Annotated in this window: 18 protein-coding genes; 14 read left to right on the top strand and 4 right to left on the bottom strand. The window is 37.8% G+C overall.

Annotated elements, in window-relative coordinates; translation table 11 throughout:
• Window positions 1–143: 143 nt before the first annotated feature.
• On the bottom strand, window positions 144–1,859 hold the full coding sequence (locus BI291_RS02320; RefSeq protein WP_074496104.1) for a DUF4153 domain-containing protein: 1,716 nt from the start codon (window positions 1,857–1,859) through the stop codon (window positions 144–146).
• A gap of 227 nt (window positions 1,860–2,086) precedes the next feature.
• Here BI291_RS02320 and BI291_RS02325 point away from each other — a divergent pair, with 227 nt between their 5' ends.
• From BI291_RS02325 to BI291_RS02355, 7 genes are all read left to right on the top strand, one after another.
• Window positions 2,087–2,599, top strand: coding sequence for a DUF2867 domain-containing protein (locus BI291_RS02325; protein ID WP_074496106.1), 513 nt, complete (start codon window positions 2,087–2,089; stop codon window positions 2,597–2,599).
• The gene (locus BI291_RS02330) at window positions 2,596–3,144 is read left to right on the top strand and encodes a TetR/AcrR family transcriptional regulator (protein WP_074496109.1); all 549 of its coding nucleotides are present in this window, start codon (window positions 2,596–2,598) and stop codon (window positions 3,142–3,144) included. Before BI291_RS02325 ends, BI291_RS02330 begins: the two co-directional genes overlap by 4 nt.
• Window positions 3,145–3,172: 28 nt before the next feature.
• Window positions 3,173–3,592 (top strand): DUF6463 family protein, encoded by a 420-nt coding sequence (locus BI291_RS02335; RefSeq protein ID WP_175573065.1) that lies wholly within the window; start codon window positions 3,173–3,175, stop codon window positions 3,590–3,592.
• A gap of 215 nt (window positions 3,593–3,807) precedes the next feature.
• Window positions 3,808–4,860: a sensor histidine kinase gene (locus BI291_RS02340; protein WP_254849508.1), complete on the top strand. Its 1,053-nt coding sequence runs from the start codon at window positions 3,808–3,810 to the stop codon at window positions 4,858–4,860.
• A complete protein-coding gene (locus BI291_RS02345) occupies window positions 4,853–5,620 on the top strand; it encodes a LytTR family DNA-binding domain-containing protein (protein ID WP_074496111.1) in 768 nt (255 codons plus the stop codon). Before BI291_RS02340 ends, BI291_RS02345 begins: the two co-directional genes overlap by 8 nt.
• A gap of 514 nt (window positions 5,621–6,134) precedes the next feature.
• Window positions 6,135–6,701 carry an RNA polymerase sigma factor gene (locus BI291_RS02350; protein ID WP_254849509.1) on the top strand — a complete coding sequence of 189 codons (567 nt, stop codon included), beginning with the start codon at window positions 6,135–6,137 and terminating at the stop codon, window positions 6,699–6,701.
• Complete coding sequence (locus BI291_RS02355; protein ID WP_074496116.1) at window positions 6,685–7,554, top strand: DUF2092 domain-containing protein; 870 nt, start codon at window positions 6,685–6,687, stop codon at window positions 7,552–7,554. The genes BI291_RS02350 and BI291_RS02355 overlap by 17 nt, the downstream gene beginning before the upstream one ends.
• Before the next feature lie 46 nt (window positions 7,555–7,600).
• Here the strand turns inward: BI291_RS02355 and BI291_RS02360 are convergent, their stop codons facing one another.
• On the bottom strand, window positions 7,601–8,701 hold the full coding sequence (locus BI291_RS02360) for an NAD(P)/FAD-dependent oxidoreductase (RefSeq protein WP_074496119.1): 1,101 nt from the start codon (window positions 8,699–8,701) through the stop codon (window positions 7,601–7,603).
• A gap of 145 nt (window positions 8,702–8,846) precedes the next feature.
• Here BI291_RS02360 and BI291_RS02365 point away from each other — a divergent pair, with 145 nt between their 5' ends.
• Both BI291_RS02365 and BI291_RS02370 read left to right on the top strand, forming a co-directional pair.
• Window positions 8,847–9,737 (top strand): S1/P1 nuclease, encoded by an 891-nt coding sequence (locus BI291_RS02365; protein WP_074496122.1) that lies wholly within the window; start codon window positions 8,847–8,849, stop codon window positions 9,735–9,737.
• Window positions 9,738–9,798: 61 nt separating this feature from the next.
• Window positions 9,799–10,260: an Rsd/AlgQ family anti-sigma factor gene (locus BI291_RS02370; protein ID WP_074496124.1), complete on the top strand. Its 462-nt coding sequence runs from the start codon at window positions 9,799–9,801 to the stop codon at window positions 10,258–10,260.
• Between the two features lie 154 nt (window positions 10,261–10,414).
• Here the strand turns inward: BI291_RS02370 and fkpA are convergent, their stop codons facing one another.
• The gene (gene fkpA, locus BI291_RS02375) at window positions 10,415–11,209 is read right to left on the bottom strand and encodes an FKBP-type peptidyl-prolyl cis-trans isomerase (RefSeq protein WP_074496126.1); all 795 of its coding nucleotides are present in this window, start codon (window positions 11,207–11,209) and stop codon (window positions 10,415–10,417) included.
• A gap of 117 nt (window positions 11,210–11,326) precedes the next feature.
• Between fkpA and BI291_RS02380 the strand changes: the two genes are divergently transcribed.
• On the top strand, window positions 11,327–12,313 hold the full coding sequence (locus BI291_RS02380) for a WD40 repeat domain-containing protein (RefSeq protein ID WP_074496128.1): 987 nt from the start codon (window positions 11,327–11,329) through the stop codon (window positions 12,311–12,313).
• Window positions 12,298–12,537: a SlyX family protein gene (locus BI291_RS02385; protein ID WP_074496130.1), complete on the top strand. Its 240-nt coding sequence runs from the start codon at window positions 12,298–12,300 to the stop codon at window positions 12,535–12,537. Before BI291_RS02380 ends, BI291_RS02385 begins: the two co-directional genes overlap by 16 nt.
• Window positions 12,538–12,561: 24 nt before the next feature.
• Here the strand turns inward: BI291_RS02385 and BI291_RS02390 are convergent, their stop codons facing one another.
• Window positions 12,562–12,756 carry a YheV family putative zinc ribbon protein gene (locus BI291_RS02390; RefSeq protein ID WP_074496133.1) on the bottom strand — a complete coding sequence of 65 codons (195 nt, stop codon included), beginning with the start codon at window positions 12,754–12,756 and terminating at the stop codon, window positions 12,562–12,564.
• Between the two features lie 100 nt (window positions 12,757–12,856).
• Here BI291_RS02390 and BI291_RS02395 point away from each other — a divergent pair, with 100 nt between their 5' ends.
• From BI291_RS02395 to BI291_RS18290, 3 genes are all read left to right on the top strand, one after another.
• Window positions 12,857–14,749: an ATP-binding cassette domain-containing protein gene (locus BI291_RS02395; RefSeq protein ID WP_074496135.1), complete on the top strand. Its 1,893-nt coding sequence runs from the start codon at window positions 12,857–12,859 to the stop codon at window positions 14,747–14,749.
• A gap of 111 nt (window positions 14,750–14,860) precedes the next feature.
• Window positions 14,861–15,610: a tetratricopeptide repeat protein gene (locus tag BI291_RS02400; RefSeq protein ID WP_074496137.1), complete on the top strand. Its 750-nt coding sequence runs from the start codon at window positions 14,861–14,863 to the stop codon at window positions 15,608–15,610.
• A 136-nt stretch (window positions 15,611–15,746) separates the two neighbouring features.
• A complete protein-coding gene (locus BI291_RS18290; RefSeq protein WP_139302535.1) occupies window positions 15,747–15,875 on the top strand; it encodes a DUF3149 domain-containing protein in 129 nt (42 codons plus the stop codon).
• The last annotated feature ends 16 nt before the right edge of the window (window positions 15,876–15,891 follow it).

Raw genomic sequence — 15,891 nt, forward strand, 5'->3', positions numbered from 1 at the left:
TTCTTCATCGTTGTTCGCAATTTACATGGAATAACCATGCGACATTGCTCACGTCTTGAACAAAAAGCGTTTAGTTCGAACAAAATTTAATCTCAAAAGATCAACAGACCTTAGTTAGTATCTAATTTCATCCGCCCAAAACATCAATTAATTGGTGCTTTGAATGTTACATCACCTACTTTCAAGTTGTTCCACTTTGGTTTTATCACTGTCACGTTATTTTCCATGACCTGTTCTTTTAGGTAACGATTTTTAGTGGGGTTATGTGCTGACATATGTTTTGATTGCCATTTTTCATCGCTAAGAAACCATAAATTAGCTGACGTTGAATAGTTATTTTCAGTGATAATAACAAATTCTGCTTTTTGATCACCATTCAAGTCGGTTGCTAAAAAATAGTAACTATTATTATCAAAACCTGACCATTGATGCTCAGTAGCCTTATTATAAACGGCTTCAATTAAGTTAGCAGAAAACTCACTTTGTTGCGGCCAATAAGTCACTAATGTTTTAAACTGTGTAAGAGTGAAATTTTCTTTACTCCTATGCTGAGTATTAATATACATTCTATCAATGATCACAATCTTCTCAGGAGCAGCTGTTGCTAGTTCATCTTTAAGGGCTTGTAATGCTAAATAACCTTGCCGTCCTAGAGAATGGTCAAAATACTGATAATCAAAATCATCGTAAGTCGTTTGCCCTTTCTCTAAGCGGGCTACCTGACTCTGCACCGCTATGCTTTGAAAATTTAAAACGGGTGAATTTACCAGCAACATAACAACTAAAACAACCACGCCCATTGCAATATTGACTTTGCTTAAGGTTTCTAACCATGCATCACGCTGCTTTACTATGCCAAACAAATAGCCCAATGAGAAACACGTGAGCAATAGCCATACTAACAAGGCCCAACAACGATCAACGGTTAAGCCATATTGCTCCACTCGTAACCATAACCCAAACACAGCAATAACGCTGTACACGGGCAACAACGCAATACCAATAAAAATAAGCCGATGAATAAATGGGTGGTACGGCCTTTCATGCGTTTCATCTTGGTAAACTGCATTAACGAAAAACAGCGTGAGTGCTTGTAACCACATCACTAATAGGCTTCCTGAACCTGTTTTCCATAAAGTTCCTAATCCCGTAAAAGGTAAAGTGGCTAGAAAACCCAACGAAACAACTGTCAGCGCAGGTAGCAAAAACTTGATCAGTGTTTGTAAAATTGTAGAGATATGGTCAACGGTATAAGTAATATTTCTAAAAACAATAATAGCGAAGCCAAAGGCAAGGTTTAACACCGGTATCACAAACCAATCTTTTCTCAACAGTTGTTGAAAAAATTCAATTTCTACAACTGAAAACAACCCCGCGCCAAGGTGTAATATCCCCCAAAATATCGCCACAAACAGCCAGCACTCAGCAAAAATAATGAAGTTTCGCCAAGATAACGTAAACAACGAACTATACGTTATTGGCTGCTTACTCATATACTGTTGGATATACATGAGAGCTTTAAAAGAAGCTAATAATGCAGTAAAGCCAAATACAACAACTACGCTATCGTTATTAACATATTTTATCGGCTCAAGTTGAAAGCCAATATACCCGCCTAGAGCGGATAGCAATAAGCAAAACGGTAACAAGTATTTTGCTATGGCTTTGCCATTTGTTTTTGTAATGCATAAAAAAGTCAGTAAAGGAAAACTTATTGCAAATGTTGCTAGCGAAGTAAGCCATACTGGTTGTGTGGCTGGCCAACTACTTTGTTCAACACTTTGATATAAAAGCGTTAATATAGCTCCTTGAAGTAACGCAAACACGATGATAAAAGGCTTAGGTAATTGATTGTCCATATCCACTCTTTTTGAAGTTAAACACATTCACGGTTCCATTTAACCACAGGTAAATACTTTTAGTCACGCTATGTCAAACAAATAGCAACACAATCGCTTTCTATCTTAACACCCTGTATTGTTAGTTTGCTTTTTCGTTTCAAAAATATTTATTTTGCACTTGCATTAGTAGCAAAAAACAACATACCATACCGTATGGTATGCAATTATTATCACAAGGCAACGTAATGGTTAAACTATTTCCTGCGATTCAAGCCGTAAAAGTTTCGGCTGATGATGCGTTAATTAGCAAAGCAGTACACCCTTTTTTCAGAGATGCACTACAAACGAAGGTTTCAAAAGTCAAACTATCCCCTAGCCAGTTGCAATATGCCATTTTTCATTATCTTCCTAACTGGGTAAACGGGCTAATGAATTTGCGTAATAAACTCGTGGGAATATTTGGTTTTAAGGTTAATCAAGGTAATTTAATACCGCAAAGTGATGAATTAATGGTGGGAGATCAAGCTGGCTTTCTAACTGTTATCGAAAAATCGCACAACGAGATTATTAGCTACGCAGAGGATAAGCACATGGCTTTTTATCTGAGTATTAAAAAACAAGAAAACACCGTAATTGTTTCAAGTTTAGTCAACCAGAAAACAATACTTGGCCGCATTTATGTTAATGCCATTTTGCCCTTTCATTATTTTATTGCGCGTATTGTGATTAACAATGCGATAAAAGCGAATAGAATATGAGTACTTCAACTAAGAATAGTCAATTAGATTGGCTGACCTTCGCACTTAAGGTACTGATTGAAAAAGGGCCAGAGCATCTTAGAATAGCTAAACTTTGTGACCTAAAAGGGGTGACAAAAGGCTCTTTTTATCATCATTTTAACAATCGTGCAGTGTTCATTGAATGCTTAATGTCTCATTGGTACGAAACAACGACCGTTTCCTTTATTGAACAAGCAAACACACAAGATTCTGCTCAGGAAAGGTTACAAAAACTTGATAGCGTGATTGCCAATAATAATATAGAAGCTGAAAAACATATTCGCGCGTGGGCATTAAATGAACCAGCGATCAAAGTTTACCTTGAGAAAATAGATAATCAAAGACGACAGTATTTAGCTCAGTGCTACGTTGAATTAGGGTTAGAACAATCACAAGCGAATGATATTGCGTTAATGGCATATGCTAACTTTTTGGGCATGCAGCAAATACATCCCGAACCAAATATTGAAGATGTACTTAGAATATCGGCTATGGCCTCTAAGGCTTTACTACCAACAATGTAAATTTAACCATAAATATTAAGGACGACACATGAAAATTATGCAATATTCAGGATATTACTTATTAGCCACGGGTATATTACACAATATTATTGGCCTAAGTTTAGGCTGGTCTAGTTTAGTTGCAATGCATCAAGATGGCTGGTTTTTTTCGACTCTCGTTAATAACCAAATGGCCTTTGATCGAGAAGCAATAAGTTGGTTTTTAATTACTGGTTGCTTTTGGATGCTATTTGGCTTGATGTTGCAAAAAGCATTAAATGAAGGTTATTGTCCGCCACTATCACTGGGTTGGGGGTTTGTGTTTATCGGCGTTATTGTAGCGGTGATTATGCCAATATCAGGGGCATATTTGTTTATCATTCAGGGCGCCATTTTAATCATAGGCACAACAAAGCGTAAACAACCTGATAGCAAAATAACGACCGCCCCGTCTAGCCAACATAATTAACAATATCAATAAGGTAAAGCATTGCTCTAAAATACCCATGGTTCAATGCTTACTTGATTTGTTATACGTGGCTTTAAATTAATGACAAACGGTAGATAACAAAGCACTATTGCCCGTTATACTGTATAAATAATGTTATTTTTGTAAACAAAGCGGTAGCCCCTGTTATGCCTTTCTCAACGCTATTAGATAAACTTCCTTCAAGGAAAATTTGCTTGGCAAATGCGTTGTTTTGGCTACTACTAAACACATTTGCTGCTTATTACAATTACCGAATGCTGCTTCATTATGATAAACCCGCAGTATACACTGATATTTGGCTAGAATATTTACCTTGGTGGGGAAATTGGGCGCTTATCGCACCATTGGTATTCGCATCAACCCAATTAATTCCCTATAAAAAAGAACGAATATCAACATTTATTTGCCTCAATATACTGGCATCTTTGATGTTATTTTTTTTATATTGGTTTTTAACCATTATCGAGGTGGCACTGATCAAGCACGGCGCTGTGAACCTAGAAATCATAAATGAAGCATTTGAACGGTTGCTATTAAGTCCGCTACATATTGATTTTCTCATTTATCTATCTGTATTTTGTACCGGCTACGCAATTACTTATTACACGCGAGCAAAACAGCATGCGATAAAAAACGACTTATTAGCCAAGCAGTTACTCGAAATAGAACTACAATCGCTACGTTCACAATTAAACCCGCATTTTTTATTTAATACCTTAAATACGGTTGCCAGCTTGATCCGGCTAGATGAAAAAAGCAAAGCGGTAAAAGCGTTAAGTGAATTAAGCCAAATGTTAAGAAAAGTATTAGAAAACCAAAATCATCAGCTTATACCTTTACCTCAAGAAATTGAATTTATCGAGAGTTACCTCACGATTCAAAAAATGCGTTTCGAAGATAAACTACTTACAACCGTAAATTTGTCAGGAAATTTACATGACTGCCAAATACCTTTCATGTTGTTACAACCCCTAGTTGAAAATGCAGTACAGCATGGCTGCCAACTAGAAAGTAATCAAAATAAATTAACGCTAAAAATCGCTTGTGATGACAAACAGCTATCAGTCACATTAATCAATAAAATATCACAAACCGACGAACATCAAGGCTTTGGCATTGGTATCACTAACTGTCGGCAACGTTTAGATAAAATCTATCAACAACGTTATACCTTAAGCCTAAACGAAATTGAAAATGATTATTTCGAAACACGATTAACACTACCAATTGGGGTGCATTATGATTAGTGTTTTAATTGCAGATGATGAACATTTAGCACGAAAAACCATTCAGTATTTATTGCAAAACCAAGCTGACATCGACGATATTTATTTTGCTGAAAACGGAAATCAAGTCATTGAATTAGCGAAAAAGCATCACCCTGATATTATTTTCCTTGATATTCAAATGCCAGGAAAAAGCGGCTTACAAGCCGCAGAATTACTTGAAATAGATGCTGTTATTGTCTTTGCAACGGCGTTTGATCAATATGCTATTAGTGCCTTTGAACTAAACGCAATAGACTATTTACTTAAACCTTTTGATGATGACCGATTTTATCAGGCATTAGATAAAGCAAAGCGACAGGTTGCGAATAATCAAGTGAGTAACCTAGCGAATATTAATGAACTCATTATTCACTTAAAACAACAAGCAGACTCCCCTTTTAAAACGCAATTGGTGGTTAAAGATCCAGGTAGAATTCGTTTAATTGATGTTGACGATATTGAATATATTCAAGGCGCTGGCAATTATGCTGATATTCATTTAATCAATGGTGATCACCTATTACACCGAGCAACGTTAACAATGTTAGAAACACAACTAAACCCAAAAGAGTTTATTCGTATTCATCGTTCTTCAATTGTAAATCGTCAGTGCGTTCATACATTAACGGCAACAGATACTGGCGACTATTTAGTACAATTAAACAGTAAATCGCAACTTACCTTAAGTCGACGTAATAAGAATAAATTAGACACGTTACTTAACCTAAACTCTGTTTAATAAAGACAACTCTAGCCATTGTTCTTTACTCACTTGGGATTACTTTCTTTTGTAATAGACTAACCGAAAAGCAATCAAAAAAAGGGGCAACAATGTTGCCCCAAAATTCACTCATTGATATTTGATTTACTACCCTAATGTCAACAAGCTACCTCACAAATTCAAGAATTCAGCTGTCCAAAGAGAATTTCTCCACTGCTCTTGATGCTATGCCACTGCTGTTCGTATTTGAATAATTAATACAACACTACATAACAACCCTATAGTGACAAGTTATGCATTTTTTGCGAATAATTATTAAGCATAATTTATAACCTATTGCATATAAAGGGCTTTTTATAATGCTTATGCAACATGTTAATTAACGTTAAGCTAAAAATTTATCTAAAAAACAATGTTGATAAACGATGATCGCGGCTTATATTTACCCTAAATTGATTAATCGATAATCTCTTGTAAGAAAAAACTAACTAGCGACGTCATACTTATGAGAAGCGAAAAAAGGAGAATGTCGTTGAATAACAAAAACCAAAATGCCGCCATTGCCAAACTGGCAGATGAACATGGACGCTTGGTGTTTCATACAGCTTATCGCTTACTGGGTAACAGTCACTCGGCTGAAGACGTTACTCAGGAGGTATTTATTAAACTGTTTAAGAAACCAACCAATGCCTTCGACAGTATTAAAAATTGGCCGGCTTATCTGAGAACAATGGCTTCATCAGCGGCGATAGATCAACTAAGGCGTCGACAAAGGCTAGCGGAAGAGTCTATGGATTATTCCACTAATGATGAAGTGCCGTTACTTGATAAAACACAGCACAATGCAGACCCTTATCGAGAAATTGCTTTATCTAGGGATATCGAACATTTTAGCAGTGCATTAGCTGAGTTAACAGCGCAAGATGCACATGTGTTTTGTTTAAGGCACATAGAAGAATTTTCATATCAAGAAATTGCCGAACAACTAGGTATTTCAAATAGCTTAGTAGGCGTTACTTTACATCGCGCTCAGCAAAAGCTCTCACAATTGGTGGGAGAGTCACAATTTTTAGGAGCAGGTTATGAAATCACAGGATAATTTAAGCCCAGAGCTAAAGCATTATATTGCTTCAATAAAAGCACGTTCACCGTCTTCTATTGAAGATGAAAAAATGCAGCTAAACCTAGAAGCAGTCATTAAAGAAAATAGCGAAATAGCTGAAGCTAGTTCAATGAGAAAAGGTAATATATTAAGTAAAATCAAACAAAAACTATCACAAATATCATTGGTTCCCCTCGGCGGAGCTGTAGCAACATTAACGCTAGGCGTGATCACGTTATTACTATTAAGTGGACCTCCACGCGTCGCTTTTGCCTCTGTGGTTCAACAATTAGAGAAAATCACAAGCATGCGCTTTGTGTCCGAAATGAAGGCTTTTGACTCAGTATTCTCTCGATTTAAGGTTTATTACCGTGAACCTGGTTTAATACGTGTTGAAAGTATTCCACTGACCGAAGGTGGGGAAAATGCCAGAACCATCAATGTGATCAATACCAAGAAGGGCCAAGGGGTAATATTTCTTCCTGGGCCAAAGTTTGCTACGCCATTCAGTTTTGACCCAAAACAAGCTGAAGATTCTTCCAAGAATGATCCCCTGTATTGGTTTAACGCAATAAAACAATACAAAGGTGATGTTACAGAACTCGGTGAACAGGTCATTAATAATAAAACGGCAACAGGTCTGGCATTCAAGGAATCTGGCACACACGTTACATTATGGATTGATCCTAGTACCCAACTTCCTATAAAAATCATTGTAAGTACTGCGACTGAAAATAATAAAACGGCATTTCAAATGGAAGCCGATGTGGAATTTAATCTGCCACTGAATGATGAGTTATTCTCACTTGAGGTTGGTGAAAATTACCAGCAAAGAAATCAAGAAGACTAGGCTTGTTAACAGCGCCCCTAAAAAATAACGTTTTTGGGGCGCTTTTTTATAATGCTTTTGCAACGTATTTAGCTAATGCTAAGCTCGACGTCAGTCCAGGAGAATCAATACCAAATAAATTAACCACGCCAGGAAAGCCGTGTATTGCAGATGTTTGTACGTAAAAGTCTTTAAACCCTTGATGTTCAGACTGCAACTTAGGACGTATTCCCGCATAAGAAGGTTGAAGCTTACTTCTTATGACAGCTGGAAAATATTCTTTTATCGCGTGATAAAACTTCTCTTGTAAATTTGGTGCTATTGTATAACTAAGCGCGGAAACATATTCAGTATCAGGACCAAACTTTAATTGCCCAGCAATATCTAACGATGCATGTATGCCTAAGCCATGATGTTGTGGTACAGGATAAACCAGACGGCTGAAAGGGCTTTTACCGCTATAACTAAAATAATGCCCTCGACACCAATGTATTTCAGGTATTTTATTTATAGGGAAATTAACAATATTGCTAGCAACATCAGTAGCATGCAAACCTGCACTATTGATAATTACCGGAGCAAGCACATGGGTTATCTCATTAACGCTTCTTAAGGCCAGTTGATAATTTTCATTTACTCTTTCAATAGCTAATAAATTGGTACAGGCTACATAAATACCGTCATTCTTTTCAAAATCAAATAAAAGACTTTGCATAAATTGATGCGTATCGATAATTCCCGTTGACGGAGACAATAGTGCCTTTGTAGCACGTATATTCGGCTCTAATTGCTTTGCTTGATTGGCCGTTTGCCATGCAAGGTCATCTACATTATTTTTACGGGCTTGTTGCCATACTTTTGCTAATACCGCTTCTTCGTTTTTCCCCGTTGCTACAAGTAATTTTCCTACACGTTTTACAGGCACACAAAAGCGATCACAGTGTTCGTATAATAAATGCTTACCCTCAACGCAAAGTTTTGCTTTTAAACTATCTTCAGGATAGTAAATGCCTGCATGGATCACTTCACTATTTCTGCTACTAGTTTCTTCACCAAATGATGTGTTTTTTTCAATAAGCAACACATGTTTAAACCGTTGACTAAGTTCCCTAGCAATCGCTAAACCTACCACGCCAGCACCGATAATCACCGCATCAAATCTTTCCATAAACTCAGCTCTGTCACTTATTTTATTATTGCTAGCTATTCCCTTATTTTAGTTTAAGTTCTACTAAAAATTCAGTTAATATGAATATCGCACCGCAATGTTTAAGCCGTAAGCTATGGCAGAACACACATTAAACGAGAAAATCATGTATAAATTATTATTTGGGGCTATGTTACTATTCGCTAGCCACTCTAGTTATGCCTTAGGTAAGCTAGGACATCAGTTAGTATGTCAGCTTGCATATGAGCAACTTTCCACATCGACACAACATTCTGTCACAGCATTATTAGACCAAGTATCAAAGCAAGATCGATTAGCTATTAATCAATACCTAAGAAAAAAGAACGATACACCTTTAACATTTGCTAACGCCTGTACTTGGGCCGATGCCATTAAGCGTTTGCCTGAATATGATAAATATAAATCTTGGCACTATATTAACGTCGCCAGAAACAGCAAAGAAATTACCAAAAGCACCTGTCAAAAAAACTGCATAACGCGTGCAATTAAGATCCACAGCGAATTATTAATGGCTCATAAAACCAATGAGCAAAGTGCGAAAGCGCTAATGTTTTTAGGACACTGGTTAGGTGATATCCATCAACCTTTTCATGTCAGCTTTGCGAGTGATTTAGGCGGAAATCGTATAAAAGTTACGCCATTTAAAGGCAGATGCAATAACATACATTGGTATTGGGATGAGTGTCTGTTGTATCCGTCGCCACGCTCTAAAAAAGCACTAACAACATACTGGTTAAGTCGCCTTAACACACTCATGCCAAACAACATAAAAAAGCAATGGCAACTATCAAACGAATTCGACTGGGCCAATGAATCATTAGCCATAGTGACCAGTAAAGAAATTGGCTATTGTCAGTTTCATGATGGGCATTGCCAACAGAATAACAATGTACCTTTTGTGATCACTGAACAATATCATTTAGCTCAACAGCAACAGTTAGCAACACGTATGGCGCAGGCAGCGACACGCTTAGCTGCACGACTAACTGATGTACTTAACACAAAAAACAGTTGATTTTTTAACCACTTCACACATACTAGATCGACGTTAATTCTGTCAATTACAGGGATGTTTTATGCTTACACAACTTGAACAAAGTAAACAACGTTGGGGCGGACAAAATCAAACCATTGATAATTGGCTGCAGGAACGTCAAGCAGTGCTAGTGGCGTACTGTGATCTAATAGACTTGCAAAATAGTGATTCTATCGCGCAGAAAACACCGGAAAAAAGAAAAATTCAACGCTTTTGTCAATTATTGATGGACTACATATCAGCCAGTCACTTTGAAATTTTTAATGATGTGATAGAGCAATGCCAAAAAAAAGGGCCTGCAGATAAACAGAAAGCCGAAAAAATTTTTCCTACACTGAATAAATCGACAGACTTAGCACTTGCCTTTAATGATCAGTTTGCAGAAGCAACAAACATTAAATTGCCTGATAACTTTGATTTGCAACTTTCTACATTAGGTAGAGCGATGGAAGACAGGTTTAATCAAGAAGATCAATTACTCGCAATGCTGCATCGGTATTAGCTTTCAACGATTAGGGCATGTTTAATAGCAATTGAATTAAAATTTCGATCCACTTAGCACTTCATTAGCGCGCTTAGAACAAGTTGAATAATTATTGACAAAAACTAAAAAGCTTGGCGATTGCCAAGCTTTTTTATCACTAACTTACTTTGACTTAGTGATCGTGGCCGTGACCTTCGCCACTTTCTGCATTTGCTTCTTTTTCTGCAGCCGCTTCTTCTGCTGTTTTAAAGTCGATTAATTCAACAACAAAATTAAGTACTGAGTTAGCAGGAATTTGAGGGGGTCTACCTTGAGGTCCATAGGCCAATTCACTTGGAATCGTAAAGTTATATTTAGCGCCTTTAGACATTAATTGAACACCTTCTGTCCAGCCAGGGATAACGCCGTTTAATGGAAACTCAATCGGCGCATTACGTTTGTATGAACTGTCAAATTCAGTACCGTCCATTAACGTACCTTGATAATGCACTTTTACCACATCTGTTGCGTTCGGTTTATCGCCTTCACCTTCCTCAACAACTTTGTACTGTAATCCAGACTCAGTCACTACTACGCCTTCTTTTTCTGCGTTTTCAGCTAAGTACGCTGCGCCTTTTTCTAGTGCTTCACTTGCTTGCTTTTCAGTAACGGCTTGTTGTTTTTCACGCATCGTTTTTTCTAGGTTCATCATTAACGCTTGAACTTCTTCTTGTTCAATTGCTGACTTACCAGCAAGGCTATCTTCTATGCCACGTAAAATTAACGATTGATCTAACGTTAACCCTAACGTTTCTTGTTGTTCTAAATTTCGCTGAGTGAACATACCAATTGAGGTACCTAACGCATAAGCTTGTTTTTGCACTTCAGTATCTAATACGACTGGTGCTTGCTCTTCTTTTTTCGCTTCTTGACACCCTACCACTGAAATTAACGCCAGTGCTACAACCGTAGGTTTAAATAGTTTCATTGAATTCTCCATTGATGCGGTTCAAATTAATATACAACCGCAATTATTGCTGTGACATACACATACGTTAAAAAAGAACATATACTAACGATAAATGCAGGTAGAAAAAAGCCCTTAATGAATATAGCCAAATTCTCAATACTATATATGCTGTTATTCGCGCTACTTTTAGCCGGATGCCAACCCGCTAGCGATGAGCCTATCCAACGATGGCAGCACGCAGCTAATGGTGCTTATGCGGCTAATATTTCAGATGACGCAAGCCTGAGTGCCGTCAGTTCAGTGCATCATGGCATTAGTTTATGGGACTTGAAAAACAACGCATTACTTTTTCAATGGTCACAACAACAAGACTCAGCCGACAACTTAGTGCTATCGTTAGATATTGCCCACGATAATAGTCATGTATTAACCGCAAGCCGACAAAATTTCTCGTTATGGAAGGTAAAATCAGGTAAGTCACATGGTTTCTGGCAAATAGATGGTTCCACCATTCGTGATGTTGCTTTATCAAATAATGGTAAAAATATCTTAATTGGAAAAAGCGATGGAACCGTGGTTCATTTTACGCCATCAACAGGTCGCCGCATTGAGTTTCTAGGCCACCAAGAGAAAGTAAATACGGTTGATATGTTACCAAACGGACGTATTGCTTTATCCGGTTCGAATGATTTTGTCGCTTATGTATGGGATACCCAAACTGGACAAGTTATTTACCGTTTTAATCATCCAAGCCGTGTCACTATGGTAGCCATTGACCCATATGGTCGTTACGCTTTTACCGCTGATAGTAAAAAATCAGCCAATCTATGGAACCTTAAAACAGGTAAGCTTATTAGCCAATTACAATATTCAAATAGACAAGAAGTATTTAGCACCGTGCAATTTTCAAAAGATGGTCATCTACTCGTTACTGGCGCTCCGTCACGCAAGGTAAGTATTTGGCGTATAAAAGACGGTGAACGCATAACAAGTTGGCGTGTAACACCAAAAGAAGATAATTATCCGGCTAGTGCCGTTGTGTACAGTGTCGCATTTAGCGATAATAACCATATTATCACCGAATCATCTTCAGGATATGCAGAATTATGGCAAGCCCAGTAGCAGAAGATATAATCAAACAATTAGAACAGAGCATTGAAGCGCTAGAGTCTCGCAATGCTTTTCAAGACGATGTTATAGAACAACTAAGCCAAGAGCTTACCGTGCATCAAGAAGAACTGTCAGCGTTAAAAGAGCAAATAAAGCTTTTAATTAACCGCGTTAAGCATCAACAAGCGCCAACACTGATGAGCCTAGAGGATGAGCCACCGCCCCCTCATTATTAAAGCGATACAGGCTCAACTTTTACACTAGGGCTTAAAAACACCGATGACCTGTTCATTGTTTCTGGTGTCTTTTTCGACGTGTTCTTCAGGTTGACTCATTTGATAGCCACACTTAACACAAGAAACTTTTTCCACATCATGCTCTTTAAACAACGCCATGGTATCTAAGGCATGACATTTGGGACAACTGGCACCCGCTATAAACCTTTTTTTACTCATCTTTCTTTTCACGACTGAGGTAAATTACCTATATTTTACCTTGAATTACACCTACAGGAAAAGCGACAATACGCGGGTTATTCAATAATTAGGTTGTATCATGATCACAGCGATAGAGTTAAGCTTGCACCGAGGGGTAAAAAGTTTAATTGAATCATCAAGTTTTACCATTCATCCAAACCATAAAGTTGGCTTGGTTGGCGCAAATGGCTGTGGTAAATCATCACTTTTTTCAGCCTTTTTAGGCAAGCTTTCACCAGACGCTGGCGACTTAAGCGTTCCTAGTCAATGGAAAATTGCCACGGTAAAGCAAGAAACCCCGGCGTTAGATTGTTCAGCATTAGAATATGTTATTGATGGAGACACCGAATACCGAGCCTTTGAAGCGGAGCTTAATTCAGCGCGCGAGCATAACGATGGCAATAAAGAAGCGACCATTATTAATCAAATTGATAGTATCGGCGGCTACAGTTTACCGGCTCGTGCTGGTGAGCTACTTCACGGTTTAGGCTTTTTACCTGAGCAACTCGCACTGCCAGTTAAAGAGTTTTCTGGTGGTTGGCGAATGCGCTTAAACTTAGCTCAAGCCCTTATTAGCCGTTGTGACTTGTTACTACTTGATGAACCTACCAACCATTTAGACTTAGATGCCGTTATTTGGCTGCAAAATTGGTTAAAGCGATTTGATGGTACCTTGATACTTATTTCCCATGATCGCGACTTCTTAGACGATGTTATTGGGCAAATACTGCACATCGAGCGTCAAAAAGCCAAATTGTACTCAGGTAATTACACCGCTTTTGAACGCCAGCGTGCTGAACAACTCGCTCAACAAGATGCACAATTTCAAAAGCAACAAAAAGAAGTGGAACACCTAACCGCCTTTGTCGATCGTTTTCGTGCTAAGGCAAGTAAAGCAAAACAAGCCCAAAGCCGTTTAAAGCGATTACAAAAGCTGCCTGATTTAGCACCCGCACATGTCGATACGCCTTTTAGCTTTAGCTTCAAAAAACCTGACTATATGCCCTATCCACTGCTATCTATTGAGAAGGCAGCGTGTGGCTATGACCAAAATACAATTATTCTTAACGATACGAATATTTCCTTAGTACCTGGTAGTCGAATTGGCTTATTAGGTCGTAACGGTGCAGGTAAGTCGACACTAATTAAATCATTAGCTGGTGATATTGCCTTAGTAAGTGGTGAAAGATATCGTGCTCAAGAGTTACGTATTGGTTATTTCTCGCAACACCAGCTTGAACAACTTCATATGTCTTCTACCGCAATAGAACACATATTACGGGCTAAACCCACCATGACTGATTTAGAGGCCAGAGGTTATCTTGGTCGATTTGGTTTTAGTGGTGACCAAGCACTTGCTGTTGTTAACACCATGTCTGGTGGAGAAAAAGCACGCCTGGTACTGGCGCTTATTGTACTTGAAAAACCGCAATTATTATTGCTGGATGAGCCTACTAACCATTTAGATTTAGAAATGCGACAAGCATTAGTACTCGCATTACAGGATTTTGATGGTGCTATCATTCTTATTGCCCATGATCGTTATTTGCTTGAGTCTTGTGTTGATGAGTTTTATTTAGTTGCTGACGGTAAGGTCACTGAATTTAATGGCGATATTGACGATTATCAAAAATGGTTAACTGATGATAAAAAAACCAATACCAAAACGGCAAAAAGCGAAGCTACCTTCGATAAAAAACAACATAGACAACAACAGGCTGAGTTACGAAAAAAAGCCGCTCCACTTAAAAAGCAAGCACAAACACTTGAAAATAGGCTTAGTAACACACAAAACCAATTAGACGATGTAGAGGCAATTCTTGCCGAGAGCGATATTTATCAACCTGAAAATAAACAAAAACTTACAAAACTATTAAAAGAACAAAGTCAGTTAAAGGCTAATATTGAACATTGTGAAATGGAATGGTTAACCCTTGAAGAAGAAATTGAAAAAATAATGGCTGAGCAATAAGCCATCTTAAAAATACATTGCTACACTTACTAGAGTACGTTGAGCCTTGCTGTTACATTTCCGCTCAAGTTAAACACGCTCTGAATAATAACAAACCAGAAAGGATGTTCTATGAAAAAATTTATGTCATTAGTCACAGTCATGATAATTGCTTGTAGTACAAGCTTTAGTGCCAACTCAGCAGATTTAGAAAAAGGTATTTTCGAATTGAACCGCGGCGAATTTAAACGCGCAATGGAAGAGTTTAAACCTTTGGTGGAAACAGGTTACGCACCAGCACAATATCAGATGGCATTGATTTATCAAAACGGTTGGGGATTACCAAAAAACAAAGAAAAAGCACTCGAATTAATGTCAATGGCCGCAGAGCAAAACTATGCGGATGCGCTTTTTTCACTATCGGTAATTTATTCCGAAGGTGAAGTAGTCGAAAAAGATCTAAAGAAGGCATTTCAACTGATGGAAAAAGCCGCTAAAAAAGACATCCCTAGCGCGCAATTTAATGTTGGCGTAATGTACGCTAACGGAACCGGTGTTAATAAAGATTTCTATCAAGCTGCCCAGTGGTATAAAAAAGCAGCGCGGCAAAACTATGTGCTCGCTCAGTTTAATTTAGCCGGCTTATATTTTGAAGGTGATGGTGTAGAACAAAGCTTAGAACAATCGTACCTTTGGAACTATATAGCAGCTAAAAGTGGTTATGTTCCTGCACAAAAAAGCCGAGATATAGACGAACATAAACTCAGCGTTAAGCAAATTCAAGAAACCAGAGAAAAAGCAGAAGCACTATACGCGAACCTAGTTGAGCAACAAGAGCTCAAAGTAAAAGCACGTGAAGCAAGTAACCAGCTGTTTAACTAACTCATTCATGACTATGTCACCTACACATTAATAATTTGTAGGTGACACACGCCTATTATTTGATCTACGTCATAACATGCTTTTTCCATTAATTTAAAATAGCGTTGAAATCGTTATTTTAGTTAAGGAACACGTGATGAACTTTTTTACCATGTTATTTAATGACCCTATTGTCTACATTTCAATTATTGGCTTAGGTGTGGTACTCGGCATTTGTGGCTTTTATGTCTATTTTTTCATAAAAAATATTGAACAAAATAATTAGATAATTGCAAACAAAG

The organism is Thalassotalea sp. PP2-459 (assembly GCF_001913705.1).
Classification (GTDB): Bacteria; Pseudomonadota; Gammaproteobacteria; order Enterobacterales; family Alteromonadaceae; genus Thalassotalea_C; species Thalassotalea_C hakodatensis.

Excerpts from the sequence above, each read along its gene's own strand:
- BI291_RS02380 (WP_074496128.1), top strand. The coding sequence starts at position 11,327 with ATGAATATAGCCAAATTCTCAATACTATATATGCTGTTATTCGCGCTA.
- BI291_RS02345 (WP_074496111.1), top strand. The coding sequence starts at position 4,853 with ATGATTAGTGTTTTAATTGCAGATGATGAACATTTAGCACGAAAAACC.
- BI291_RS18290 (WP_139302535.1), top strand. The coding sequence starts at position 15,747 with ATGAACTTTTTTACCATGTTATTTAATGACCCTATTGTCTACATTTCA.
- BI291_RS02395 (WP_074496135.1), top strand. The coding sequence starts at position 12,857 with ATGATCACAGCGATAGAGTTAAGCTTGCACCGAGGGGTAAAAAGTTTA.
- fkpA (WP_074496126.1), bottom strand. The coding sequence starts at position 11,209 with ATGAAACTATTTAAACCTACGGTTGTAGCACTGGCGTTAATTTCAGTG.
- BI291_RS02365 (WP_074496122.1), top strand. The coding sequence starts at position 8,847 with ATGTATAAATTATTATTTGGGGCTATGTTACTATTCGCTAGCCACTCT.
- BI291_RS02390 (WP_074496133.1), bottom strand. The coding sequence starts at position 12,756 with ATGAGTAAAAAAAGGTTTATAGCGGGTGCCAGTTGTCCCAAATGTCAT.
- BI291_RS02385 (WP_074496130.1), top strand. The coding sequence starts at position 12,298 with ATGGCAAGCCCAGTAGCAGAAGATATAATCAAACAATTAGAACAGAGC.
- BI291_RS02320 (WP_074496104.1), bottom strand. The coding sequence starts at position 1,859 with ATGGACAATCAATTACCTAAGCCTTTTATCATCGTGTTTGCGTTACTT.
- BI291_RS02400 (WP_074496137.1), top strand. The coding sequence starts at position 14,861 with ATGAAAAAATTTATGTCATTAGTCACAGTCATGATAATTGCTTGTAGT.
- BI291_RS02355 (WP_074496116.1), top strand. The coding sequence starts at position 6,685 with ATGAAATCACAGGATAATTTAAGCCCAGAGCTAAAGCATTATATTGCT.
- BI291_RS02325 (WP_074496106.1), top strand. The coding sequence starts at position 2,087 with ATGGTTAAACTATTTCCTGCGATTCAAGCCGTAAAAGTTTCGGCTGAT.
- BI291_RS02360 (WP_074496119.1), bottom strand. The coding sequence starts at position 8,701 with ATGGAAAGATTTGATGCGGTGATTATCGGTGCTGGCGTGGTAGGTTTA.
- BI291_RS02370 (WP_074496124.1), top strand. The coding sequence starts at position 9,799 with ATGCTTACACAACTTGAACAAAGTAAACAACGTTGGGGCGGACAAAAT.
- BI291_RS02335 (WP_175573065.1), top strand. The coding sequence starts at position 3,173 with ATGAAAATTATGCAATATTCAGGATATTACTTATTAGCCACGGGTATA.
- BI291_RS02330 (WP_074496109.1), top strand. The coding sequence starts at position 2,596 with ATGAGTACTTCAACTAAGAATAGTCAATTAGATTGGCTGACCTTCGCA.